A 22,457-nucleotide genomic window follows, 5' to 3' on the forward strand; every position below is an offset into this window, starting at 1 on the left:
TGCGGTGTTCATTTGGATTCCTCGAGGATGATGTCGGCGATGCGCTCAGCGGCATCGACCTTGGCCAGGGCACGCGCGGCGTTGGCCATCTGCATGCGTCGGGCGGAATTTTCGGACAATTCGTGCAGCACACCCTGCAGGTGCGTTGCCAGCGTTTCATCCTGCTTCAGCAACACGGCCGCGCCGCGCTCGACCAGATACTCCGCATTGCGGGTCTGGTGGTCGTCGACGGCGGCCGCGAACGGCACCAGCACACTGCCGATGCCCACCGCGCACAGTTCGGCCAGGGTCGATGCGCCGGAGCGGCACACCACCAGGTCGGCCCAGGCATACGCCTCGGCCATGTCGGCGATGAAGGCATCCACCTGCGCGGTCACACCGGCCTCGCGGTAGGCGGTGACGGCTTCGGCATGCAGCTTCTCGCCGCTCTGGTGACGCACGTCGATGGCAACGCGCGAGCCCAGTGCGGCCAGTGCCTTGGGCACGGCGTTGTTCAAGGCGCGTGCGCCCTGGCTGCCGCCGAGCACCAGCAGGCGCAGCGGCCCCTGGCGGTTGGCCAGGCGCAGGTCGGGAATGGCGATCGCGGCGATCTCGGCGCGCACCGGATTGCCCACCGCTTCCTCGCGCGCGGCGAAGCTGCCCGGGAACCCGGTCAGGATGCGCCGCGCGAAGCGCGACAGCACGCGGTTGGTCAGGCCCGGCGCGCGGTTCTGTTCGTGCACCAGCAGCGGCAGGCCGTGCAGGCGCGCGGCCAGTCCACCGGGACCGGAGGCGAAGCCACCGAAGGCGATCACCGCACGCGGCTTGCGGTCGCGGATCAGGAAGCCGGCCGCACGCACGGCGCGCAGCAGGCGCCACGGCGCGCCGATCAGGGCCAGCTTGCCCTTGCCACGCAGGCCACTGATGGCCAGCGTGTCGATGTGGATGTCGTGCTGCGGCACCAGGCGGGTTTCCATCGCGCCATCGGCGCCCAACCAGGTGACCGGCACGCCGCGTTCGCGCAGCACGCGCGCCACGGCCAGGCCCGGGAAGATGTGGCCGCCGGTACCGCCGGCCATGATCATCACCGGACGTTCGGAAGGGGCAACGGGCAGGCTCATCCCATCCTCCCCAGGGTCGGTTCGATGCGTTGCTGCATGCGGCTGGTACCGCGCGGCGAGCTGTCGCGCGGGGCGTCCTGCAGGGCGGCGGCAACGGCCGTGGCGCTGGTCGGCGCGTCGGCGGCAGCGGCACCGTCGTCGCCCTCGGGCGCACCCATGCGCACGGCCTGGCGCCGCTCGGCGCGGTCCAGTTCGTAGGACACGCGCAGCAGCAGGCCCATCGCCACGCAGGTCATCAGTACGCTGGAGCCACCGGACGAAATCAGCGGCAAGGTCAGGCCCTTGGTCGGCAGGATGCCGAGGTTGACCCCGATCGACACAAAGCTCTGCATGGAGATCCACAGGCCGATGCCGAAGGCGATATAGCCGGAGAAGTGACGCTTCATCTCCACGCAGCGCATGCCCAGCCAGAAGGTGCGGCCCACCAGCAGCGCGTACAGCGCGATGATCAGGCAGGTGCCGAGGAAGCCCAGCTCCTCGGCGGTCACCGAGAAGATGAAGTCGGTATGCGCTTCGGGCAGGTAGTACAGCTTCTGCACCGAGTTGCCCAGGCCCACGCCGGTCCACTCGCCGCGGCCGACGGCCATCAGCGCGTTGGACAGCTGGTAGCCGTCGCCCTGCTGGTCGGCCCACGGGTCCAGGAAGGAGGTGATGCGGCGCATGCGGTAGGGCTCGATGATCGCCAGTGCGCTCATGCCGACCATGCCGATGATCACCGGCATGGACATGCGCGGCATGTTCACCCCGCCCAGCACCAGCATGCCGGCGGTGATCGCCAGCAGCAGGGTGGACGAGCCGAAGTCCGGCTGCAGCAGCAGCAGCACCACCAGCGCGCCGGCCACGCCGAGCGGCTTGAGCATCGCCGGCCAGGTCGCGTTGACCTCGTCGCGGAAGCGCACCAGGTAGCTGGACAGCCACACGATGTAGAGCACCTTGACCGCTTCGACGGTCTGGAACTTGGAGATGCCCAGGTTGATCCAGCGGCGGGCGCCGTTGACGCTGCTGCCCAGGCCGGGGATGAACACCACCACCAGCAGGGCGAAGCAGCCCAGCAGCAGGATCTGGTTGTACTGCTCGATGCTCTTGAGCTCGGTGCGCATGGCCACGATGGCCAGCCCGATGCCGACCGCCAGGAAGATCAGATGGCGGTTGAGGTAGTAGAACGGGCTGCTCATCAATGCGATCGAGCTGGACGCGACCATCACCACGCCCAGCCCGGTGAGCGCGATGATCGCGCCCAGCAGCCACTTGTCGAAGTGGCCTCCGATGGCTTCAAGGCGGGTTGCCTGGCGCGACAGGTCGTTCATCAGCGGACCTTCAACGTGGCCAGGCCGATCAGGACCAGCACCACCGAGATGATCCAGAAGCGTACGATCACGCGCGGTTCCGGCCAGCCCTTCAGTTCGAAGTGGTGGTGGATCGGGGCCATGCGGAACACGCGCTTGCCGGTCAGCTTGAACGAGGCGACCTGGATCATCACCGACAGCGTTTCGACCACGAACACACCGCCCATGATCACCAGCACCAGTTCCTGGCGGGTGATCACCGCGATCGTGCCCAGCACCGCGCCCAGCGCCAGCGCGCCGATGTCGCCCATGAACACCATCGCCGGGTAGGTGTTGAACCACAGGAAGCCCAGGCCCGCGCCGGCGATGGCCGCGCAGATGATCACCAGCTCACCGGCACCGGGAATCTGCGGGATCTGCAGGTAGCTGGAGAACACCACGTTGCCCGAGGCGTAGGCGAACACGCCCAGCGCGCAGGCAACCAGCACGGTCGGCATGATCGCCAGCCCGTCCAGGCCGTCGGTCAGGTTGACCGCGTTGGAGAAGCCGACGATCCAGAAATAGGCGATGGCCACGAAGCTGATGCCGGCCAGCGGCAGCGCCACGGACTTGAACATCGGGATATAGAAGGTCATCGCGGCCGGGACATCGGCCGTGTAGAACAGGAACAGACCCGCCGCCAGGCCGAAGATCGACTGCAGCAGGTACTTCCAGCGCGACTTCAGACCGTTCGGGTCACGGCGCACGATCTTGATCCAGTCGTCGTACCAGCCGATCGCGCCGAAGCACAGCATCACCGCCAGCACCACCCACACATAGCGGTTGCGCAGGTCGGCCCACAGCAGCACCGACAGGGTGATGGTCAGCAGGATCAGCGAACCGCCCATCGTCGGCGTGCCGGCCTTGGAGAAGTGGGTCTGCGGACCGTCGGTACGGATCGGCTGGCCACCCTTGAACTGGGCCAGCCTGCGGATCATCGCCGGCCCCAGCCACAGCGACAGGAACAACGCGGTCAGCGCCGCGAGGATGCCGCGCAGAGTCAGATAGCCGAACAGCCCGAACAGGCTCTCCAACTGCTGCAACCATCGGGCCAGTTCAAGCAACATTGGGGGTTTCCTCTCCTCGCGCCAGCAGCGCTTTGACGATTTTGTCCATTGCACTGCCGCGCGAGCCCTTGACCAGGCAGCGCACGCCAGCATGCAGTTCGGTGGCCAGGGCGGCGGCCAGGGTGTCGTGGTCGCCGAAGTGGCGGCCACCGTCGCCGAAAGCGGCCGACGCGGCGGCGCTCAGCGTGCCCAGCGTGTACAGCCGCTTTAGGCCCGCCTCGCGCGCGCGGCGACCGGCCTGCGCATGCAGCGCTTCGCCGTCCGGGCCAAGCTCGCGCATGTCGCCGAGCACCAGCCAGCCTTCGGCGCCGGAGGCGGCGAGCGCGTCGATGGCGGCGGCCAGCGAGCCGGGGTTGGCGTTGTAGCTGTCATCGATCAGCACCGCGCCACCCGGCAGCACGTGCGCGACCTGGCGGCCCGGCACCGGCTCGGCGCGGGCCAGCCCGGCGGCGACCTGGGCCAGGGTGATCCCGGCGGCCAGCGCCAGCGACGCGGCGGCCAGCGCATTGCCGATGTTGTGGCGGCCCGGCAGCGCCAGCACGATCTCGGCCTGGCCCTGCGGGGTGGACAGCACGAACTGGCTGCCCGAGACGCTGAGACGCACCGACAGCGCGGTGATGTCAGCGCTGTGGTCCAGGCCATAGCGCAGCACGCGGCTGCGCGGCGGCTGGCCGACCACGTGCTGCTCGAACCAGGCACCGAAGGCGTCGTCGGCGTTGATCACCGCCACGCCATCGGCCGGCAGCGCGGCATAGATGGCGCCCTTGGTGGTGGCCACGCCCTGCAGGCTGCCCATCCGCTCCAGGTGCGCCGCAGCGATGTTGTTCACCAGCGCATAGCGCGGGCGCACGATGTCGGTCAGGTAGGCAATGTCGCCCGGCTTGCCCGCGCCCATCTCGTAGACCGCGTAGTCCGCGTCTTCGGGGGCGTCGATCAGTGCCAGCGGCAGGCCGATTTCATTGTTGAGGTTGCCGGGGTTGGCATACACCACGCGCCCTTCTTCGCGCGCAACCTGTTGCAGGATCGCCAGCAGCAGCGTCTTCACGCTGGTCTTGCCGTTGCTGCCGGTGATCGCAAACACCTCGGCATGGCGGTCGCGCTGCATGCCGGCGGCGATCCGGCCCAGCGCGTGCTGGCTGTCGGCCACCACGATCTGCGGCAGGGCCACGTCGAGCAGGCGTTCGACCAGCATCGCCGACGCGCCGCGCGCGACCGCATCGGCGGCGAAGTCGTGGCCGTCGAAACGCTCGCCACGCAGCGCCACGTACAGGCTGCCGGGGGCCAGGGTGCGGGTATCGTTGCTGATGGCATCGATCGCGGTGTCTTCACCGTGGATCTCGCCACCGGCCCAGTGGGCAATCAGCGACAGCGGCGTACGCTTCATCGTGCCGCCTCCCGGTGCGATGCGGCCAGCACGCGTGCGGCCACATCGGTGTCGTTGAACGGATGCTGCACGCCGGCGATCTCCTGGTAGGGCTCGTGGCCCTTGCCGGCGATCAGCACGATGTCGCCGGCACCCGCCAGGCCGATCGCCTGGGTGATCGCGGCGGCGCGGTCGCGCTGCACGATGGCGGCGTCAGGCGCGCGCAACCCGGCCACGATGTCGGCAACGATGGCATCGCCGTCTTCGCCGCGCGGGTTGTCGTCGGTGACGATCACCACGTCGGCGTGCTGTTCGGCAATGGCGGCCATCTGCGGGCGCTTGCCGGTATCGCGTTCGCCACCGCAGCCGAACACGCACACCAGCCGCCCGGCCAGATGGCCCTGCAGACTGGTCAGCGCCTGTTCGAGCGCGTCGGGGGTATGGGCGTAGTCGATCACCACGGTGGGCTGGCCGTTCGCTCCGCCAAGGCGGTTCATGCGGCCGGCGATCGGCTGCAGCTGCGAGAGCAGCGCGGCGATCGCGGCCGGCGCGTGGTCCAGCGCCAGCAGTGCGCCGGCCACGGCCAGCAGGTTGTCCACATTGAAGCGGCCGAGCAGCGGCGACTGCACCGGGTGGCGTTCGCCGCCAACGACCAGGTCGAAGGCGATGCCGCGACCGTCGAGCGTCAGCGAATCGGCACGCACCGCCGCCTGCTGCGCGCCGCGCGAGCTGACTCCGACCGGCTGCACGCCGGCGTCGAGGGTGCGCAGCAGTTCGCTGCCGAACGGGTCGTCGAGGTTGACCACCGCCGCCTTCAGGCCCGCGCGGTGGAACAGCTTGGCCTTGGCCGCGCCGTACTGCGCCATGTCGCCGTGGTAGTCGAGATGATCGCGGGTGAGGTTGGTGAACACCGCCACGTCGTAGTGGACCGCATCCACCCGCCCCTGATCGAGCGCGTGCGAGCTGACTTCCATCGCCACCGCCTGCGCACCGCCATCGCGCAGCTGCGCCAGCACGGCGTGCATCTGCAGGACCAGCGGGGTGGTGAAGCCGGTCGGCACCACATCACCATAAAGTCCGACCCCCAACGTGCCGATACTTCCACTGCGGGTGCCAAGCAGGTGCCAGGCCTGGGCCAGCAGCTGCACGGTGGAGGTTTTGCCGTTGGTGCCGGTCACCCCCACCATCGTCATCGCGCGCGAGGGGTGACCGTGGAACTGGTCGGCCATCGCGCCCATGCGCGTGCGCAGGCCCGGCACGGCGATCGCGTCGGCCGGTGCCGGCAGCTCGGCCGGGGCCGGCGGATCGAACAGGATCGCGCCCGCGCCGGCGGCACGCGCCTGCTCGACGAAGCCGAGCCCGTGCGCGCCGAAGCCGGCGATGGCCACGAAGGCATCGCCCGGGCGCACCGCGCGGCTGTCCAGCACCAGCCCGGTGATGGTCGGGTCGTGGGGCAGCGCCACGTCGGGAATCAACTGCGAAAGCAACATCGTCTGGCTCATTGCGTGCCTCCCTGCGCGGGGGGCGTCGTGGCGTGCGCGCTGGGCAGCGCGGCATCGAATTCAGCGGCGGCATCGGCCGGCAGGACCACCTCGGCCGGCGGCGCCGGCAGGATCGAGGCCGAGTGCCCCATCTTTCCGGACTGCTGCGCGGCCAGCCAGGACTCGATATCGTCCGGCGGCACGTCCATCAGGCGCAGCGCGCCCTCCATGACGTTGTGGAACACCGGCGCCGACACCAGGCCGCCGTAGTACTTGCCGGCCTGCGGGTCGTTGATCACGATCACCGTGGCAAAACGCGGGTTGCTGGCCGGCACCACGCCGGCGAACAGCGCGTTGTAATGCCCGCGCTCGTACCCACCCGGACCGGTCTTGCGCGCGGTACCGGTCTTGCCGGCCACGTGGTAGCCCAGCACCGCCGCCTGCTTGGCGCCGCCCTGGGTGACCACGGTTTCCATCATCGCCACCACTTCCTTGGCGATGTTCTCGTCGATGATCTGCTTGCCTTCGTTGCGCTGACCCTTCACGAAGGTCGGCGCGATCAGCTTGCCGCCGTTGCCCAGCGCCGAGTAGGCGGTGGCAATCTGCAGCGGCGTGACATTCAGGCCATAGCCGTAGGACATGGTGGTCTTGGTGGCACCGTCCCAACGGGCGGGCCGCTTCAACACACCGGCCGATTCGCCGGGGAAGCCGCTGTGCGGAGACACGCCGTAGCCGAAGCTGTGGACGTGGTCGTAGAACACCTGGTCCGGCATCTTGGCCGCGATCTTGGCCGCGCCGATGTTCGAGCTGCGGGTGATCACGCCGGTGACGTTGAGCACGCCGTTGTTGCGCGGCACGTCCTTGATGGTGAACCGGCCCACGGCCATGTAGCCGGGGTTGGTGTCCACGATGGTGTCCTTGGTGACCACACCGGACTGCAGCGCCGAGGCGATGGTCAGCGGCTTCATGGTCGAGCCGGGCTCGACCAGATCGGTGACCGCGCGGTTGCGGCGCGTATCCGGCGCTGCACCGCCCACCGCGTTGGGGTTGTAGGTGGGCAGGTTGACCATCGCCAGCACTTCACCGGTGGCCACATCCATGATCACCATCGAGCCGCCGGCCGCCTTGTTGGCGATCAGCGCGTTGCGCAGCTCCTTGAACGCCAGGAACTGGATGCGACGGTCGATGCTGAGGGTGAGGTCCTTGCCGGGCTCGGCCGGACGCAGCAGGTCGCTTTCGACGGTATCGCCCTTGCGGTTGCGGATCACCCGCTTGGCGCCGGGCTTGCCGCGCAGCCACTCGTCGAAGGCCAGCTCCAGCCCTTCCTGGCCGCGGTCGTCGATGTTGGTGAAGCCCAGCACGTGCGCCATCGCCTCCCCCTGCGGGTAGAAGCGGCGGAATTCGCGCTGCGAGGCGACGCCGGGAATCTTCAGCGCCACCACCTTCTCGGCGTCGTCCGGATTGATCCGGCGGCGCAGGTACATGAATTCCTTGTCGGCCTTCTGCGCCAGGCGGGCGTTGAGCTCGTCCAGCGGCATGCCCAGCGCGGTGGCCAGCTCGGGAATGCGCTCGGGTTCGCGCAGCAGTTCCTGCGGATTGACCCAGATCGAGGCGACCGGGGTGGACACCGCCACCGGCTCGCCATTGCGGTCGGTGATCATGCCGCGCGAGGTGTTGATCGGCAGCTCGCGCAGGTAGCGGGCTTCGCCCTGGCGCTGGTAGAACTCGCTGTTGATGATCTGCACGTAGGCGGCGCGGCCGACCAACGACACCGAGCACAGCCCCAGCGCCAGACCCACCCACTTCAGGCGCTGGCGCAGGTTGAAGCTGTTGCGGGCACGGTTGCGGCCGGACTTGCTCATGGGCGCACCACCACGACGTCGGCGGCCTCGGGGAACTTCATGCCCAGGCGTTCGCGGGCGACGCGATCGACCCGGGTCGCTTCGGCCAGCGTTGCCTGTTCCAGCTGCAGGCGGCCGAATTCGATATTGAGCTCATCGCGCGCGCGCTCGACCTTGGACAGCTCCACGAAGGTCTGGCGGTGGCGGTGGCGCATGAACACCACACCGATCGCCGAGGCGACCGTGCAGGCCAGCAGCACGATGAGCAGCAGGCGGCTCATCCGGCCACCGCACGCTTTTCGGCCACGCGCAGCACCGCGCTGCGCGAGCGCGGGTTGACCGCCAGCTCGTCGTCGTCGGCCTTGATGGCGCCGCCGATCAGGTCCAGCGTCGGCACGAATGCCATCAGTTCCGGCAGCCGGCGGTTGGTCGGCGGGGCCTTGGCATGGCGGTTCATGAACTGCTTGACGATGCGGTCTTCCAGCGAGTGGAAGCTGATCACCGCCAGGCGGCCACCGGGCTTGAGCCGCGCCATCGCCGCGTCCAGGCCGGCTTCGAGGTCGGCCAGTTCGCGGTTGATATGGATGCGGATGGCCTGGAAGCTGCGCGTGGCCGGGTGGATCTTGTCCTTGCCACGCGGCATCACCGAGGCGATCAGCTCGGCCAGCTCGGCGGTGCGGGCGAACGGCTGCCTGTCGCGGCGGGCGATGATCGCACGGGCGATGCGGCGGCCCTGGCGCTCTTCGCCGTAGGTCCACAGCACGTCCATGAGCTCACGCTCTTCGACGCGATTGAGCCACTGCGCCGCGCTCTCGCCGCTGTCCGGGTCCATGCGCATGTCCAGCGGGCCGTCCTTGCCGAAGCTGAAACCGCGCTCGGCGACGTCCAGCTGCGGCGAGGACACGCCCAGGTCGAACAGCACCCCGTCCAGGCCGTCGGCGGTGGCATCCCAATGCAGCAGGTCGGCGAAGCTGCCACGGAAGATCGACACGCGCGGGTCCGGCGCGAAATCGCGCTCGGCCACCGCAATCGCTTCGGGATCCTTGTCCATGACCAGCAGCCGGCCTCCAGGACCGAGTTGCTCGAGCACGCCGCGGGCATGACCGCCACGACCGAACGTGCCATCGAGATACCGTCCGTTTTCGATCACCGCCAGGCCTTCCAGGACCTGCGTGTACAGCACCGGCAGATGGCCCGCCGGCGACTGCGACACCGGAAGGTGACCGGCCTGCGCGCCTCCGCGCACCCGGGCACCCCGGCTCACAACTTCAGGTCGAGCAACCCATCGCCGAGATCCTCGTCAGACAATGTCTGCTGGATCAACGCGCGATGTGCCTGCTCGCTCCACAATTCAAATTTGTCGCCCATGCCGAGCAGAACCGCCTTCTTTTCAATGCCAACGGCACCACGGTGGCTGGCGGGAATACTGATGCGACCGTTGCCGTCCAGCTCCAGATGCGCGGCCGAACCGACCAGCTTCTGTTGCAGCAGACGCACGACACGCTGTGTGTTGGGCTTGGACATGACGTCGTCCCGCACCCGCTCCCACTCCGATTCGGCATAGAGCCAAAGGCAGCCGGACTCGAACGGGTTGTAGGTGAGCACGAGACGGTTGTTGCTGGCGCGCGCGACCAGGTCGCGATAAGCGGTGGGAACCGCCATGCGTCCTTTGTCATCGACTGTGATGGCCGTCTCGCCCTGGAACACGACGCCTGCACCTTTTCCTTTGCCCGGTGAAACATTGAACCACGAAAAACCACAAAAAACCCGGTTTTCCCTCTGTTGCCCACCTTAGCAGTGCCGATTAGGTTGTCAACAACTTTGCGAGCCCGAAATAACTTGGAACATCAAGGGCTTGCAGCAATGTTTAGAGACTTGTTCAAGGCTTATCCACAAGTTGCTGTTTCGTCTCAATTTTTGAGATTGATCGGAAGTTCAGGCCTGTGCAGAGGGCGTGAAACCCTTGCCCGCATTCAGTCCCGCGGGCGTCGGCTTCGACCCGTCCGTGCGCAAACCCGGCACAATCGGCGCATGTGTCTGCTCGCTCTGGCCTGGAAGGCCCACCCCCGCTGGCAGCTGGTCATGGCCGGCAACCGCGATGAGTTCCACGCCCGGCCCACCGCCGCGCTGGCGGCTTGGGCCGCGCCCGACACCGGCGTGATCGCCGGGCGTGACCTGCGTTCGGGCGGCACCTGGGCCGGGATCGGCGCCGACGGCCGCATGGCGGTGGTGACCAACGTGCGCGACCCGCAGGCCCGTCAGACCGGCCCCTCGCGCGGTGCACTGGTGGCCGATTACCTGCGCGGCAGCACCCCGGCAGCCGCCTTCGCCGAGGCCCTGGCCACCGACGCCCCCGCCTTCGCCCCGTTCAACCTGCTGCTGGCCGACCGCGACAGCTGCCAGTTCCTCGGCAACCACCCGCTGCTGCGGCAGACGCTGTCGCCGGGCCTGCACGGCATGTCCAATGGCCCACTCGACGCGCCGTGGCCGAAAACCGTGAACCTGGTCGAGGCCCTTGGCGACTGGATCGCCCGTGGCGAGGCCAGCCTGGACCCGCTCTGGCAGGCCCTGGCCAACGAGCGCCGTGCCGACGACGACGCCCTGCCCGACACCGGCATCGGCCTGGAACGCGAGCGCTGGCTGTCGTCGGCCTTCATCCGCAGCCCCGACTACGGCACCCGTGCCAGTACCGTCATCGCACTGGACGAACGCGGCCACGGCTTCATCCAGGAACGCCGCTTCGCTGCCGATGGCCGCTGCATCGGCGAGACCCGGCTGGACACGCCCGCACCGTAGTGCCGCATCCGCGCCCCTGCCGCGCAGCGGATGTGGGACAATGCGCGCGGCGGAGTCGGCCAGACAGTCGCGTCATCCCTTGCGGATGCCGAGGAAAGTCCGGGCTCCACAGGGCAAGGTGCCAGGTAACGCCTGGGCGGCGCGAGCCGACGGAAAGTGCAACAGAAAGATACCGCCTACGTTCCCTTCGGGGAGCCGGTAAGGGTGAAATGGTGCGGTAAGAGCGCACCGCGAGTCTGGCAACAGACCGGCACGGCAAACCCCACCTGGAGCAAGACCAAATAGGGACCTAATGGCGTGGCCCGCGTCGGGTCCGGGTAGGTTGCTTGAGCGCTGCGGTGACGCAGCGCCTAGAAGAATGACTGTCCGCGACAAAACCCGGCTTATCGGCCGACTCCGCCGCTTTTTCGCGCCAGACACTCATAAGGTAGAGCCGACCGTTGGTCGGCTGCGCCACGTTCCGGCATCGGCACCCCATCCCCAGGCGCGTTTGCCCACCGGCCGGCAGCTCAACTGCCGTACAGCGCCTTTCGCGGCGCGCCGGTCAGTTCCGCCGCCAGCTTGGCGGCGGTCGAAGGCGGCAGGTGCTCGCTGAGCTTGGCGTACATGCGGCGGCCCGCCGCGAGCTGGGCCTGCTCGTCGTCGGCGGCGCCCTGCACCATCACCACGAACTCGCCCTTGCGCTGGTTGTCGTCCGCTTCCACCTGCTGCAGCAGCGAGGCCAGGGTGCCGTCGAGCACCGTTTCGAACAGCTTGGTCAGTTCGCGCGCGACCACCGCCGGGCGCTCGGCACCGAACGCGGCCACCATGTCGGCCAGCGATTCGGCGATGCGGTGCGAGGATTCGTAGAACACCAGCGTGCGGGTTTCGCCCGCCAGCCCATTCAACCGCTCACGGCGGCCCGCGCCCTTGGCCGGCAGGAAGCCTTCGAAGGTAAAGCGGTCGCTGGGCAGGCCGGCCACGCTCAAGGCCGCGATCGCCGCGCACGCGCCCGGCACCGGGCTGACCCGGATGCCCGCTTCGCGCGCCGCACGGACCAGGCGGTAGCCCGGATCGCTCACCAGCGGCGTGCCGGCATCGCTGACCAGCGCCAGCGACTCGCCGGCCTGCAGCCGCGCCACGATCCGCTGCGACAACGCTTCTTCATTGTGGTCGTGCAGCGCCACCAGCGGCTGCTGGATGCCGAAGTGGGCCAGCAGCTGGCCGCTGCGGCGGGTGTCCTCGGCGCAGATCGCGGCCACCGAGCGCAGCACCTCCTGCGCGCGCGGCGTCAGGTCGGCGAGGTTTCCGATCGGGGTGGCAACGACATACAGCGTGGGGACAGCACTCATCGCAACGGCACTCATGGGTCAAGGGTAGAATCGTACCGTTCCCCGGCCACGGCCGCTGCCCCCATCGAATGGACCTGATCATGAACAAGCCCGTCGCACGGATCTCTGCCCTTTCGTTGTCGCTGCTGCTGCTCGCCGGCTGCGCCACGACCAGCCTCACCAGTGCCCCCGAATCCCCGGCGCAGAGCCAGGCGCTGGCACTGATCGAGCAGGGCAAGCCGCGCGATGCCGCCGTGCAGCTCGAAGCGCTGGCCAACACCCTGCGCGGCAGTGCCCGCAGCGCCGCACTGGCCGATGCCGCCTTCGCCTGGCATGAAGCCGGCGACGCCACCCGCGCCCGCAGCCTGCTGAGCCAGGTGCAGCCGCGCCAGCTCACCGGTGCCAGCCTGCACCGCTACCAGCTCACCAGTGCCGAGCTGGCGCTGGCCGACAAGCAGCCGGCACAGGCGCTGGCCGCACTGAAGGAATCCTCCGACGCAGTGACCCCGTCGCTGCGCACGCGCTGGCAGCTGGCCCGCGCCAATGCGCTGCAGGCCACCGGCGACACCCTCGGCGCCGCGCTGGAGCGCGCCCGCGCGCATGCCGCGCTGACCGGCAAGGCACGCAGCGACAACCAGCAGGCCATCGCCAGCCTGCTCGGCACCCTGGACGATGCCACGCTGCGCGCCAAGGCCGCCGCGCTGCCGGCCAACGAGCCGCTGTACAACTTCGCCGGCCGTGCGCTGATCGCACGTGGCCTGCCGCTGCCGCGCCCGTTCGACCGCGATGGCGCCAGCCAGTTCGACACCAGCAAGCGCCCGCCGGCGATGTCCGATGGCTACCGCCCGCCGGTGAAGATGGCCGTGCTGCTGCCGCTCAGCGGTCGCCTGGCGACCGCCGCACAGCCGGTCCGCGATGGCCTGCTCAGCGGGTACTACGGTGAGTCGCGCCGCCGCCCGGACATCCAGTTCATCGATACCGCCGGCACTGCCGCCGGTGCCGTGGCCGCCTACGACAAGGCCGTGGGCGCGGGCGCCGACTTCATCGTCGGGCCGCTCGGCCGCGATGAGGTCGATGCGGTGTTCGGCCGCGCCCAGCTGCCGGTGCCGGTGCTGGCGCTGAACCGCGGCAAGGGCAGCCCGCCGGCCGGCAGCGCCGGCTTCTCGATGGCTCCCGAAGACGACGGCATCATCGCCGCCGAGTACCTGCGCGGCCGCGAGCGCAGCAAGGTGCTCGTGGTGCACAGCAACGACGAGACCGGCCGCCGCGCGGCCGCCGCGTTCCGTGAGCGCTTCACCCAGCGTGGCGGCCAGGTGGCAGCCACCGTCGGCGTCAACGACACGGTGGGCGATGTCGGCGCGCAGCTGCGCGCCGCAGGCAGCGTGGATGGCGTGTTCCTGGCGGTGAAGGCGCCGCAGGCCCGCACGCTGGCGCCACAGCTGGCGCTGGCCGGTGCCGGCGGGGCCAGCCGCGTGGGCACCTCGCAGTTGACCCTGGGCAGCGGCAAGCCCGAGGAAGACATGGCGCTGGACGGCATCATCTACCCGAACGAAGCCTGGAACGTGCGCGGCGTGGCCGGCCTGCCGGCCGCCTCCACCGCCGGGCAGATCCTGCCCTCGGCACGCGGCGCCTCCGGCCGCCTGTTCGCCTTCGGTTTTGACGCCTGGAAGATCAGCGCCTACCTGGACAAGATCGCCACCGAGGGCGCGCTGGCCGGCGCCACCGGCACGCTGTTCCTGGACAGCAACGGCAACGTGCTGCGCGTGCCGGTGTGGTCGACCTTCAGCGGCGGTCGGCCGACGCCGATCGCGTCGGCCAACTAAGCCCGGCATGGCCACCGGACGCGCGCAGCGCGGCGCGGCGGTGGAAGCGGCGGCGCTGGCGCATCTGCGCCGCGCCGGCCTGCAGCCGCTGGCCGCCAACGCGCGCTATCGCGGTGGCGAGCTGGACCTGGTGATGCGCGACGGTGACACCACGGTGTTCGTGGAAGTGCGTTACCGCGCGTCGGCCGCGTTCGGCGGCGGCGCCGTCTCGGTGGACCTGCGCAAGCGCCGCAAACTGGTGCTGGCCGCGCAGCTGTTCCTGCTGGCGCATCCGGCGCTGGCCAACCTGCCCTGCCGCTTCGACGTGGTCGAGGCCGCCGGCGACCCACCGCAGCTGCGCTGGCTGCGTGATGCGTTCCGGCTGGAGGACTGCTGATGCCCACCATTCTTACCCATGCCGCCATTCCGCTGGCGCTGTGGTGCGCGGCCGACCGCGGCCGCATCGCCACGCCGCTGCTGGCCGCCGGCGTGGTGGCGGCGATGCTGCCGGATGCGGACGTGCTGGCGTTCGCGCTGCACATTCCCTACGCCGACAGTTTCGGCCACCGCGGCGCGAGCCACTCATTGCTGTTCGCCGCGCTGCTGGCCGCATTGGCGGCGCTGCTGCACCGGCGCCTGCGCGCCACGGCCGTGCAGGCCGCCGCGTTCGTCGGCATCAGTGCGCTGTCGCACCCGCTGCTGGATGCGTTTACCTCCGGCGGCCTGGGCGTGGCGCTGTGGTGGCCGTGGAGCGGCGAACGCCTGTTCGCGCCGTGGCGGCCGATCCGCGTCTCCCCGTTCGCCGGCCAGTTCTTCAACGCACGCGGCATCACCACGCTGCTCTCCGAGCTGCGCTGGGTGTGGCTGCCGCTCTGCGCCGCCGTGATCGGCTGGAAGCTGATCCAATCCGCCCCCGCCTCGTCCCGGAACACCCCATGACCACCGCCCTGCCCGCCGCCTTCGCCGCCACCCTGCACGCCCTGCTCGGCGATGACGGTTGGCGTACCGACGACAGCGCGCTGCAGGCGCACGCACAGGACAACTCGTGGCGGCACACGCTGCCGGCCGGTGTGGCCTTCCCGCGCGACCGCGACCAGGTGGTGGCCCTGGTGCGTGCGTGCCGCGCGCATGGCATCGCGCTGGTCGCGCGCGGCGCCGGCACCGGCACCACCGGCGCGGCGGTGCCGGTGAACGGCAGCATCGTGCTCTCGTTCGCACGCATGAACCGCATCCTCGACATCCAGCCAGGCAACCGCTGCGCGGTGGTCGAGCCGGGCGTGCTCAACGGTGACCTGCAGCACGCGCTGGTGCCGCATGGCCTGTTCTGGGCACCGGACCCGTCCAGCGCGGACATCTGCAGCATCGGCGGCAACCTCGCCTGCAATGCCGGCGGCCCGCGCGCGGTGAAGTACGGCACCAGCCGCGACAACGTGCTCGGCCTGGTGGCAGTGACCGGTGCCGGCGAGGTGATCCAGTGCGGGGGCGCGTACACCAAGGATGCCACCGGCTACGACCTGACCCATCTGCTGGTGGGCAGCGAAGGCACGCTGGCATTGATCGTGGAAGCCACGCTCAAGCTGACCCCGCTGCCGGTCGCCCAGGCCGGGCTGCGCGTGCTGTATCGCGACGCCAATGCGGCGGCTGCGGCGGTGTCGCGCCTGATGGCGCAGCCGGTGGTGCCCACGCGCCTGGAATTCATGGATGCGCGCAGCCTGGAGCTGCTGCGTCGCAATGGTGCCGTGGTGCCCGAGGCCGGCGCGATGCTGCTGGTCGAGGCCGACGGCGATCACGACACCCTCCCCTACCTGCTGCAGGCGCTGGCCACCGCCGCCGAAGGCGACGGTCTGCTCGCGCTGGACGTGGCGATGGAAGGCAGCGCCCGCGAGGCGCTCTGGGCGGCGCGCAAGGCGCTGTCGCCGGCGCTGCGCAGCATCGCCCCGGGCAAGATCAACGAAGACGTGGTGGTGCCGGTGTCGCGCATCCCCGACCTGGTGGCCGGCGTGCAGGCACTGGCACAGGAACACACACTGACCATCGTCACCTTCGGTCACGCCGGCAACGGCAACCTGCACGTCAACATCCTGTACCACCCCGACGACGCCGACGAGAACGCACGCGCGCACGCCGCGCTGCCGAAGATCTTCGCGCTGACCCTCGCCCTGGGCGGCACGCTGTCCGGCGAGCACGGCATCGGCCTGGCCAAGCGCGACTTCATGGCCCAGGCCTTCACCCCCGCCACGCTGGCGGCGATGCGTTCCATCAAGCACGCGCTGGATCCGGACGGGATCCTAAACCCGGGCAAGGTCCTGCCGCCGGTATAGCGGCGAGCGCCTTTCCGGCAGGCTGAACAGCCGCCGTCTCCGCATCGAATTGTGACCCCCTATGCAATTTATTGCATGGGGAATGACGCGTGCCCCCCGCATTCTTGCCGCCGATCCCGCCCCTGCCGCTTCCACAGCAGCGGGCATGACGCGTCACGACCGCTTCAAACCCGATCGCGACGTGTCCTCCCTTTTCTCTCCCTTGGACCGACGACAATGACCCGTTCTTCCCAGACCACGTATTCCGCGCCTCCCGTCCTGCGCCCCTTGGCCAAGGGCCTGCTGCTGGCATTGGCCGTTCTTCCGGTCGGCAGCGCGATGGCCGAGGTGCTCGATGGCGGAAAGCTGGTGCTGAACCCGAGCAGCAGCGTCCGCAACTGGACCCTGCTGAACGGCGCGCACCTTGTGGTCAATGGAGCGGGTACGCGCTCCATTGACGCCTCACAGGATTCGCTCGTGGAGATACGAGGTGCCGTCGTCCGGGCGAACAACGGCACGCAGGACGCGGTGATGTTGCGCGACACCGCCAGGCTGGACGCCACGTCGACCACGTTCCGCGGCGGAAGCGTGCACCTGACCGAAAACAGCTCGGCACATTTGGTTGACAGCGCCATTCTGGTAACCCGTGCCGACGGCATGAATCCCGACGCCCTCAGCGTCGGTGTGGATATCACCCATCTCGACCCGAGTGAGGGCGCCCGCGTCATCCTGGACTCGACCCGTGTTCGTGTCGAAGACTCCTTTGGCGGAATCAACAGTGGGCTCGGTGTGCGGATGACGGCCGGCCAGGTCGACATCGTCAACGGCGCGCTGATCGACGCGGACAACATCGGCGTGCAGCTCTTTGCCTCGAGAGAAGCCGCAAACCCGCTGCGTCTGCGGATCGACAACGCCACGGTGCAGTCCGGCCGTGGCGCGGCGATCAGTGTGGCATCCAGCCACGGACACAACAACCAGGCCGAGATCGTGGTCGCCAACGGCGCGCAGCTCATCGCCGGCGACGGCAACCTCCTGCTGATGCAGACGCGCGACGGAAGCGTGGACACGGGTCGCATGGACGTGGACTTCACCATCGACGATGCGCGCCTGAACGGTAATGTCACCTTCGATACCCGCACCATGAACGGCACGCTGGATGTCACGCTGCGCAACAAGGCACGCATCGATGGCCGCTTCATCAACGTCACCCGCGCCGACATCGACACCGACAGCACCTGGCGGCTCACCGGCGACAGCACTGTGGGTCACCTCCAGCTGGGCGCCTCCGGCACCGTTGCACTGGGCGACGGCAGCACCTTCAATACCCTCAGCGTGGACAGTTTCACCGGTGCTGGCGGCACGCTGCTGTTCAATACGGTGCTGGGCGATGACACCTCGGCGACGGACAAGCTGCTGATTGCCGGCGATGCCGAAGGCCAGGCCGGCGTGCGCGTCCTCAACGCCGGCGGTGCCGGCGCGAAGACCGATCTGGGCATCGAGCTGATCAACATCGGCGGCGCCTCCAACGCGCAGTTCGACCTGATCGGCCGCGCCGTCGGCGGGCAGTACGAGTACTTCCTGGTCAAGGGCATCGATGGTCACTGGTACCTGCGCTCGGAACTCCCGTCGCCGACCGATCCGTGCGAGGCCGATCCGAGCCTGCCGGAATGCAAGCCGGTTGATCCGGTTGATCCGGTTGACCCGGTTGATCCGGTTGACCCGGTTGATCCGGTTGACCCGGTCCCGGTGCTGCGCCCGGAAACCGGCGCCTACCTGGCCAACCAGTTCGCCCTCACCCAGCTGCTGCGCCACACCTGGCGCGACCGCAACGGCGACCACGCCGCCGGCAACGACGGCGTGCATGCCTGGGCCACGGTCGACTCCACACACAGCCGCCTGGGCGCGGTCGAAGACCAGCTGGAGCTCAAGGTGGACCGCTCGCGCCTGCAGATCGGTGCGGACATCGGCGTGTTCGACGCCGACCGTGGCCGCGTGGGTGTGATGCTCACTGCCGCGCAGTCGCAGGCGACCTCGCGCTCGGACGTCACCGGGTACAGCGCACGCGGCAAGGTGGAGGGCGGCGCGGCCGGCGTGTACGGCAGCTGGAGCAATGACGCCCTGTACCTGGATGCCTCGGTGCAGCGCGGCCAGTTCCGCAACCGCGTTCAAGGCGATGGCCTGGACACCGAGCGCTACGATGCCGACCTGTGGCAGTCCTCGCTGGAAGCCGGTTACCAGATCGACATCGGTCGCATCGGTGCGATGGCGCTGCGCCTGCAGCCGGAGCTGCAGCTGGTCTATACCGATGCATCCACCGACCGGCATCGCGAGACCAACGGCACCATTGTGCGCAGCCTCGGCGAAGACGGCCTGTCCGGCCGGCTCGGCGTGCGCATCGAGGGCGAATCCAAGCCCGACGTCGGCGCGACCGTGCGCCCGTACGTTGCGGTGAACTGGTACCGCGATGGTGCCAGCAACGGCATCGCCTTCGATGACGAAGCACTGCGCGCCAGCACGCCGCGCAACCGCTACGCGCTCAATGCCGGTGCCAAGGTGGCGTTCGGGTCGGGCGTCTCGGCCTGGGGTGGCCTGGGCCTGATGCGTGGCGACAGTGGCTACCGCGAAGCCAGCGCGCAGCTGGGAATGTCGTACGCCTGGTAAGTCGTGCCGCATGCAGTACAGACAGGAACGCCGGGCACTGCCCGGCGTTCCTGCGTTGGCCATCTGAACGCCCGATGGCCGCGCTCCATAGATGCGGCGTATCTGCAATTTCTTGCATGGGTTGCCCAACCTATCACCGCGACACTGCGCGTCCTCGCTGGACACCCTGTGTCGCGTGCGGCCCCACCGACTTCACAGCGCCATCACCTTCCCAGGAGGAATAGGCATCCTGGGGAGCGCGCTGACGGGGGCGCGGCTATCGCTTGAAGTGCTCAGCCATGTTTTTCCTTCTGACACGAGATCAAGACGATGAACGCGATGACGTCCACTGCCACCGGCCGCCCGTCGGTCCGCCCGCTTGCCTGTGCCGTGGTCCCTGCGGATGCAGACGTGCGCTCACTCCTGGGGTCGCACCTGCCTCACGCCCACCCGCGGCTGCGTCCGCTTGCGCTGGAGTTGCTGCCCATTCTTCTGGCCATCTCTCTGTCGCCAACGGCGGCATTGGCCGGCACGGTTGCACCAGGCACCTCACATACGGTCTACGAAGGCGACGCTACTAAGATCTGGAGCGTTGGCGCTGGGGCTACCCTTACCTTGGCGCCCGGAGCCACCAGTAGAGCTGTGGTCGCACGAGGCGCAACGCTGAACGCCGAGGGCGCCAGCATCACCGGCTCCGTCAGGCTCCGCGAAGCCTCCAGGGCCGTGCTGGCAAACAGCAGCATCATCGCAACCGAAGGGAATAATCCGAGTGCAGGCAGCCTTCTGTCCGGCAGCAGCCTCTCCATGCACCAGATGACGATTGAGTCGGACTACATTGGCTTTCGCCAGGACGGTCCTGATACGCATATGGACGTGGCCGACAGCAAGATCACAGTGGCAACCCGCGCTTTCTCGAACCACGGTGGCACCTTGGAACTGCGAAACGTAGACGTGATCGCCAAGGGTGCGGGAGGCAATGTGCAAGGCATTCTGCAGATTGGCGGCCACGTGTCCGCCGAAGATCTGCGCGTGACATCCTCTGACATAGGCATTGAAGTCCGCGCTGGCGAGGCCCAGCTGCGTCGTACCACGATCAACAGCGAGGGGTTCGGGCTTATTATAGGGTTCGGGACCGGAAGTGGTGCCGGCGGCATCGTCCGGCTGTCCGACAGCGCCATTACCTCGGGGAAACTAGCAGCCTGGGTGGGCGATGGCACAACGCTGGAGATCTCCAACTCGACCCTTGTTGGCGGCACATCCTCCAAGAGCAGTGCCCTTCAGATCAACAACACGACCGCAACGGTGCGCGGATCGGTGCTGTCCGGCGCTGGCACAGGGATCGCAGTGCACGCAGCCTCGGCCGACAGCAACCTGAAACTGGACGGTTCGGCAGTCGGTGCTGGAACAGGGGCGGGCCTCAATGCAGGCACCAACGCAGGACACACAGCATTCATCGATCTGAGCCGCGGCTCGCGCGTCACGGGTGCGGTTGCGCTGAATGCTGCTGGTGGTGGCACCGTTGCACTGACGGCCTCCGAGTCCCATCTGATCGGGGACCTGGTTGCCCACGAGCCGACAAATGTATCAGTGCTGCTTGAGAACAACAGTGTCTTGGTCGGAGCAGCCAACAACATCGATGATTTCCAGCTCACCAATGCCCGCTGGCGAATGACCGGCGACAGCAGGGTTGGTCATTTGGCGATGCGCGGCGCGACCATCCTCGAGCTTGGTGACGGCACCACCTTCAACACGCTCACCGTGGACGAGTTCCTCGGCAACGGCGGCACGTTGCTGTTCAACACCGTGCTCGGCGATGACAGCTCGGCCACCGACAGGCTGGTCATCACTGGCGATGCCGAAGGCCAGGCCGGCGTACGCGTGCGCAACGCCGGCGGTGCCGGCGCGAAGACCGACCTGGGCATCGAGCTGATCAACATCGGCGGTGCGTCCAACGCGCAGTTCGACCTGATCGGCCGCGCCGTCGGCGGGCAGTACGAGTACTTCCTGGTCAAGGGTGCCGATGGGAACTGGTACCTGCGCTCGGAGATCCTGCCGCCGCCAGACCCGTGCGATGCCGACCCGAGCCTGCCGGCGTGCCAGCCGACGCTTCCGGTCGAACCGGTTGATCCGGTTGATCCTGTGGATCCGGTTGATCCCATCGACCCGGTTGATCCCGTGGATCCGGTGGACCCGGTGGACCCCGTCGACCCCATCGACCCGGTCCCGGTGCTGCGCCCGGAAACCGGCGCCTACCTGGCCAACCAGTTCGCGCTCACCCAACTGCTGCGCCACACCTGGCGCGACCGCAACGGCGACCACGCTGCCGGCAACGACGGCGTTCACGCTTGGGCCAAGGTCGACTCCACCCACAGCCGCCTGGGTGCGGTCGAAGACCAGCTGGAGCTCAAGGTGGACCGCTCGCGCCTGCAGATCGGTGCGGACATCGGCGTGTTCGACGCCGACCGCGGCCGCGTGGGTGTGATGCTCACCGCCGCGCAGTCCCAGGCCACCTCGCGCTCGGCCCTGACCGGGTACAGCGCACGCGGCAAGGTGGAGGGCGGCGCGGCCGGCGTGTACGGCAGCTGGAGCAATGATGCGCTGTACGTGGATGCGTCGGTGCAGCGCGGCCAGTTCCGCAACCGCGTCGAAGGCGATGGGCTGGACACCGAGCGCTACGATGCCGACCTGTGGCAGTCCTCGCTGGAAGCCGGTTACCAGATCGACATCGGTCGCATCGGTGCGATGGCGCTGCGCCTGCAGCCGGAGCTGCAGCTGGTCTACACCGATGCCAGCACCGACCTGCATCGCGAGACCAACGGCACCATTGTGCGCAGCCTGGGCGAAGACGGCCTGTCCGGCCGGCTCGGCGTGCGCATCGAGGGCGAATCCAAGTCCGACGTCGGCGCGACCGTGCGCCCGTACCTGGCGGTGAACTGGTACCGCGACGGTGCCAGCAACGGCATCGCCTTCGATGACGAAGCACTGCGCGCCAGCACGCCGCGCAACCGCTACGCGCTCAATGCCGGTGCCAAGGTGGCGTTCGGGTCGGGCTTCTCGGCCTGGGGTGGCCTGGGCCTGATGCGTGGCGACAGTGGCTACCGCGAAGCCAGCGCGCAGTTGGGCATGTCGTACGCCTGGTAAGTCGTGCCGCATGCAGTACAGACAGGAACGCCGGGCACTGCCCGGCGTTCCTGCGTTGGCCATCTGAACGCCCGATGGCCGCGCTCCATAGATGCGGCGTATCTGCAATTTCTTGCATGGGTTGCCCAACCTATCACCGCGACACTGCGCGTCCTCGCTGGACACCCTGTGTCGCGTGCGGCCCCACCGACTTCACAGCGCCATCACCTTCCCAGGAGGAATAGGCATCCTGGGGAGCGCGCTGACGGGGGCGCGGCTATCGCTTGAAGTGCTCAGCCATGTTTTTCCTTC

General features: G+C 68.6%; 17 protein-coding genes and 1 other RNA gene. 8 read left to right on the plus strand and 10 right to left on the minus strand.

Going from position 1 to position 22,457, the window contains the following annotated elements; all coding sequences use genetic code 11:
• Positions 1–8 precede the first annotated feature (8 nt).
• From murG to mraZ, 9 genes are read right to left on the minus strand one after another with little or no spacing between them, the layout of a single operon-like run.
• Positions 9–1,100, minus strand: a complete 1,092-nt coding sequence (murG, locus tag ACO6VK_RS01780) for an undecaprenyldiphospho-muramoylpentapeptide beta-N-acetylglucosaminyltransferase (RefSeq protein ID WP_422505174.1) — start codon at positions 1,098–1,100, stop codon at positions 9–11.
• A complete protein-coding gene (gene ftsW / locus ACO6VK_RS01785; RefSeq protein WP_422505175.1) occupies positions 1,097–2,407 on the minus strand; it encodes a putative lipid II flippase FtsW in 1,311 nt (436 codons plus the stop codon). Before ftsW ends, murG begins: the two co-directional genes overlap by 4 nt.
• Positions 2,407–3,492, minus strand: coding sequence for a phospho-N-acetylmuramoyl-pentapeptide-transferase (mraY, locus tag ACO6VK_RS01790; protein ID WP_017355440.1), 1,086 nt, complete (start codon positions 3,490–3,492; stop codon positions 2,407–2,409). Before mraY ends, ftsW begins: the two co-directional genes overlap by 1 nt.
• Positions 3,482–4,876, minus strand: a complete 1,395-nt coding sequence (locus tag ACO6VK_RS01795) for a UDP-N-acetylmuramoyl-tripeptide--D-alanyl-D-alanine ligase (protein WP_422505176.1) — start codon at positions 4,874–4,876, stop codon at positions 3,482–3,484. Before ACO6VK_RS01795 ends, mraY begins: the two co-directional genes overlap by 11 nt.
• Complete coding sequence (locus ACO6VK_RS01800) at positions 4,873–6,357, minus strand: UDP-N-acetylmuramoyl-L-alanyl-D-glutamate--2,6-diaminopimelate ligase (protein WP_422505177.1); 1,485 nt, start codon at positions 6,355–6,357, stop codon at positions 4,873–4,875. Before ACO6VK_RS01800 ends, ACO6VK_RS01795 begins: the two co-directional genes overlap by 4 nt.
• Positions 6,354–8,198 (minus strand): peptidoglycan D,D-transpeptidase FtsI family protein, encoded by a 1,845-nt coding sequence (locus tag ACO6VK_RS01805; protein WP_422505178.1) that lies wholly within the window; start codon positions 8,196–8,198, stop codon positions 6,354–6,356. The genes ACO6VK_RS01800 and ACO6VK_RS01805 overlap by 4 nt, the downstream gene beginning before the upstream one ends.
• Positions 8,195–8,458 (minus strand): cell division protein FtsL, encoded by a 264-nt coding sequence (gene ftsL / locus ACO6VK_RS01810; protein WP_422505179.1) that lies wholly within the window; start codon positions 8,456–8,458, stop codon positions 8,195–8,197. Before ftsL ends, ACO6VK_RS01805 begins: the two co-directional genes overlap by 4 nt.
• Positions 8,455–9,423 (minus strand): 16S rRNA (cytosine(1402)-N(4))-methyltransferase RsmH, encoded by a 969-nt coding sequence (gene rsmH / locus ACO6VK_RS01815; protein ID WP_422505195.1) that lies wholly within the window; start codon positions 9,421–9,423, stop codon positions 8,455–8,457. The genes ftsL and rsmH overlap by 4 nt, the downstream gene beginning before the upstream one ends.
• Positions 9,424–9,437: 14 nt before the next feature.
• Positions 9,438–9,884: a division/cell wall cluster transcriptional repressor MraZ gene (gene mraZ, locus ACO6VK_RS01820; RefSeq protein WP_017357226.1), complete on the minus strand. Its 447-nt coding sequence runs from the start codon at positions 9,882–9,884 to the stop codon at positions 9,438–9,440.
• Between the two features lie 324 nt (positions 9,885–10,208).
• Here mraZ and ACO6VK_RS01825 point away from each other — a divergent pair, with 324 nt between their 5' ends.
• The gene (locus tag ACO6VK_RS01825; protein ID WP_422505180.1) at positions 10,209–10,973 is read left to right on the plus strand and encodes an NRDE family protein; all 765 of its coding nucleotides are present in this window, start codon (positions 10,209–10,211) and stop codon (positions 10,971–10,973) included.
• Positions 10,974–11,024: 51 nt separating this feature from the next.
• An RNA gene (gene rnpB / locus ACO6VK_RS01830) (RNase P RNA component class A) lies at positions 11,025–11,375 on the plus strand.
• A gap of 107 nt (positions 11,376–11,482) precedes the next feature.
• Here the strand turns inward: rnpB and rsmI are convergent.
• A complete protein-coding gene (gene rsmI, locus ACO6VK_RS01835) occupies positions 11,483–12,304 on the minus strand; it encodes a 16S rRNA (cytidine(1402)-2'-O)-methyltransferase (protein ID WP_422505181.1) in 822 nt (273 codons plus the stop codon).
• Between the two features lie 80 nt (positions 12,305–12,384).
• Between rsmI and ACO6VK_RS01840 the strand changes: the two genes are divergently transcribed.
• The 6 genes from ACO6VK_RS01840 (at position 12,385) to ACO6VK_RS01865 (ending at position 22,166) form a co-directional block, all read left to right on the plus strand.
• A complete protein-coding gene (locus ACO6VK_RS01840; RefSeq protein ID WP_422505182.1) occupies positions 12,385–14,106 on the plus strand; it encodes a penicillin-binding protein activator in 1,722 nt (573 codons plus the stop codon).
• Positions 14,107–14,113: 7 nt separating this feature from the next.
• Positions 14,114–14,482 (plus strand): YraN family protein, encoded by a 369-nt coding sequence (locus ACO6VK_RS01845; protein WP_422505183.1) that lies wholly within the window; start codon positions 14,114–14,116, stop codon positions 14,480–14,482.
• Positions 14,482–15,024, plus strand: coding sequence for a metal-dependent hydrolase (locus tag ACO6VK_RS01850; protein WP_422505184.1), 543 nt, complete (start codon positions 14,482–14,484; stop codon positions 15,022–15,024). Before ACO6VK_RS01845 ends, ACO6VK_RS01850 begins: the two co-directional genes overlap by 1 nt.
• Positions 15,021–16,406, plus strand: coding sequence for an FAD-binding oxidoreductase (locus tag ACO6VK_RS01855; protein ID WP_422505185.1), 1,386 nt, complete (start codon positions 15,021–15,023; stop codon positions 16,404–16,406). The genes ACO6VK_RS01850 and ACO6VK_RS01855 overlap by 4 nt, the downstream gene beginning before the upstream one ends.
• A 216-nt stretch (positions 16,407–16,622) precedes the next feature.
• The gene (locus ACO6VK_RS01860; RefSeq protein ID WP_422505186.1) at positions 16,623–19,046 is read left to right on the plus strand and encodes an autotransporter outer membrane beta-barrel domain-containing protein; all 2,424 of its coding nucleotides are present in this window, start codon (positions 16,623–16,625) and stop codon (positions 19,044–19,046) included.
• A gap of 309 nt (positions 19,047–19,355) precedes the next feature.
• Positions 19,356–22,166: an autotransporter outer membrane beta-barrel domain-containing protein gene (locus ACO6VK_RS01865; protein WP_422505187.1), complete on the plus strand. Its 2,811-nt coding sequence runs from the start codon at positions 19,356–19,358 to the stop codon at positions 22,164–22,166.
• The last annotated feature ends 291 nt before the right edge of the window (positions 22,167–22,457 follow it).

The organism is Stenotrophomonas sp. GZD-301 (assembly GCF_049310345.1).
GTDB lineage: Bacteria > Pseudomonadota > Gammaproteobacteria > Xanthomonadales > Xanthomonadaceae > Stenotrophomonas.

Excerpts from the sequence above, each read along its gene's own strand:
- ftsL (WP_422505179.1), bottom strand. The coding sequence starts at position 8,458 with ATGAGCCGCCTGCTGCTCATCGTGCTGCTGGCCTGCACGGTCGCCTCG.
- ACO6VK_RS01850 (WP_422505184.1), top strand. The coding sequence starts at position 14,482 with ATGCCCACCATTCTTACCCATGCCGCCATTCCGCTGGCGCTGTGGTGC.
- ACO6VK_RS01845 (WP_422505183.1), top strand. The coding sequence starts at position 14,114 with ATGGCCACCGGACGCGCGCAGCGCGGCGCGGCGGTGGAAGCGGCGGCG.
- ACO6VK_RS01865 (WP_422505187.1), top strand. The coding sequence starts at position 19,356 with ATGAACGCGATGACGTCCACTGCCACCGGCCGCCCGTCGGTCCGCCCG.
- ACO6VK_RS01840 (WP_422505182.1), top strand. The coding sequence starts at position 12,385 with ATGAACAAGCCCGTCGCACGGATCTCTGCCCTTTCGTTGTCGCTGCTG.
- rsmI (WP_422505181.1), bottom strand. The coding sequence starts at position 12,304 with ATGAGTGCTGTCCCCACGCTGTATGTCGTTGCCACCCCGATCGGAAAC.
- ACO6VK_RS01805 (WP_422505178.1), bottom strand. The coding sequence starts at position 8,198 with ATGAGCAAGTCCGGCCGCAACCGTGCCCGCAACAGCTTCAACCTGCGC.
- ACO6VK_RS01860 (WP_422505186.1), top strand. The coding sequence starts at position 16,623 with ATGACCCGTTCTTCCCAGACCACGTATTCCGCGCCTCCCGTCCTGCGC.
- ACO6VK_RS01825 (WP_422505180.1), top strand. The coding sequence starts at position 10,209 with ATGTGTCTGCTCGCTCTGGCCTGGAAGGCCCACCCCCGCTGGCAGCTG.
- ftsW (WP_422505175.1), bottom strand. The coding sequence starts at position 2,407 with ATGAACGACCTGTCGCGCCAGGCAACCCGCCTTGAAGCCATCGGAGGC.
- ACO6VK_RS01800 (WP_422505177.1), bottom strand. The coding sequence starts at position 6,357 with ATGAGCCAGACGATGTTGCTTTCGCAGTTGATTCCCGACGTGGCGCTG.
- ACO6VK_RS01795 (WP_422505176.1), bottom strand. The coding sequence starts at position 4,876 with ATGAAGCGTACGCCGCTGTCGCTGATTGCCCACTGGGCCGGTGGCGAG.
- ACO6VK_RS01855 (WP_422505185.1), top strand. The coding sequence starts at position 15,021 with ATGACCACCGCCCTGCCCGCCGCCTTCGCCGCCACCCTGCACGCCCTG.
- murG (WP_422505174.1), bottom strand. The coding sequence starts at position 1,100 with ATGAGCCTGCCCGTTGCCCCTTCCGAACGTCCGGTGATGATCATGGCC.
- mraY (WP_017355440.1), bottom strand. The coding sequence starts at position 3,492 with ATGTTGCTTGAACTGGCCCGATGGTTGCAGCAGTTGGAGAGCCTGTTC.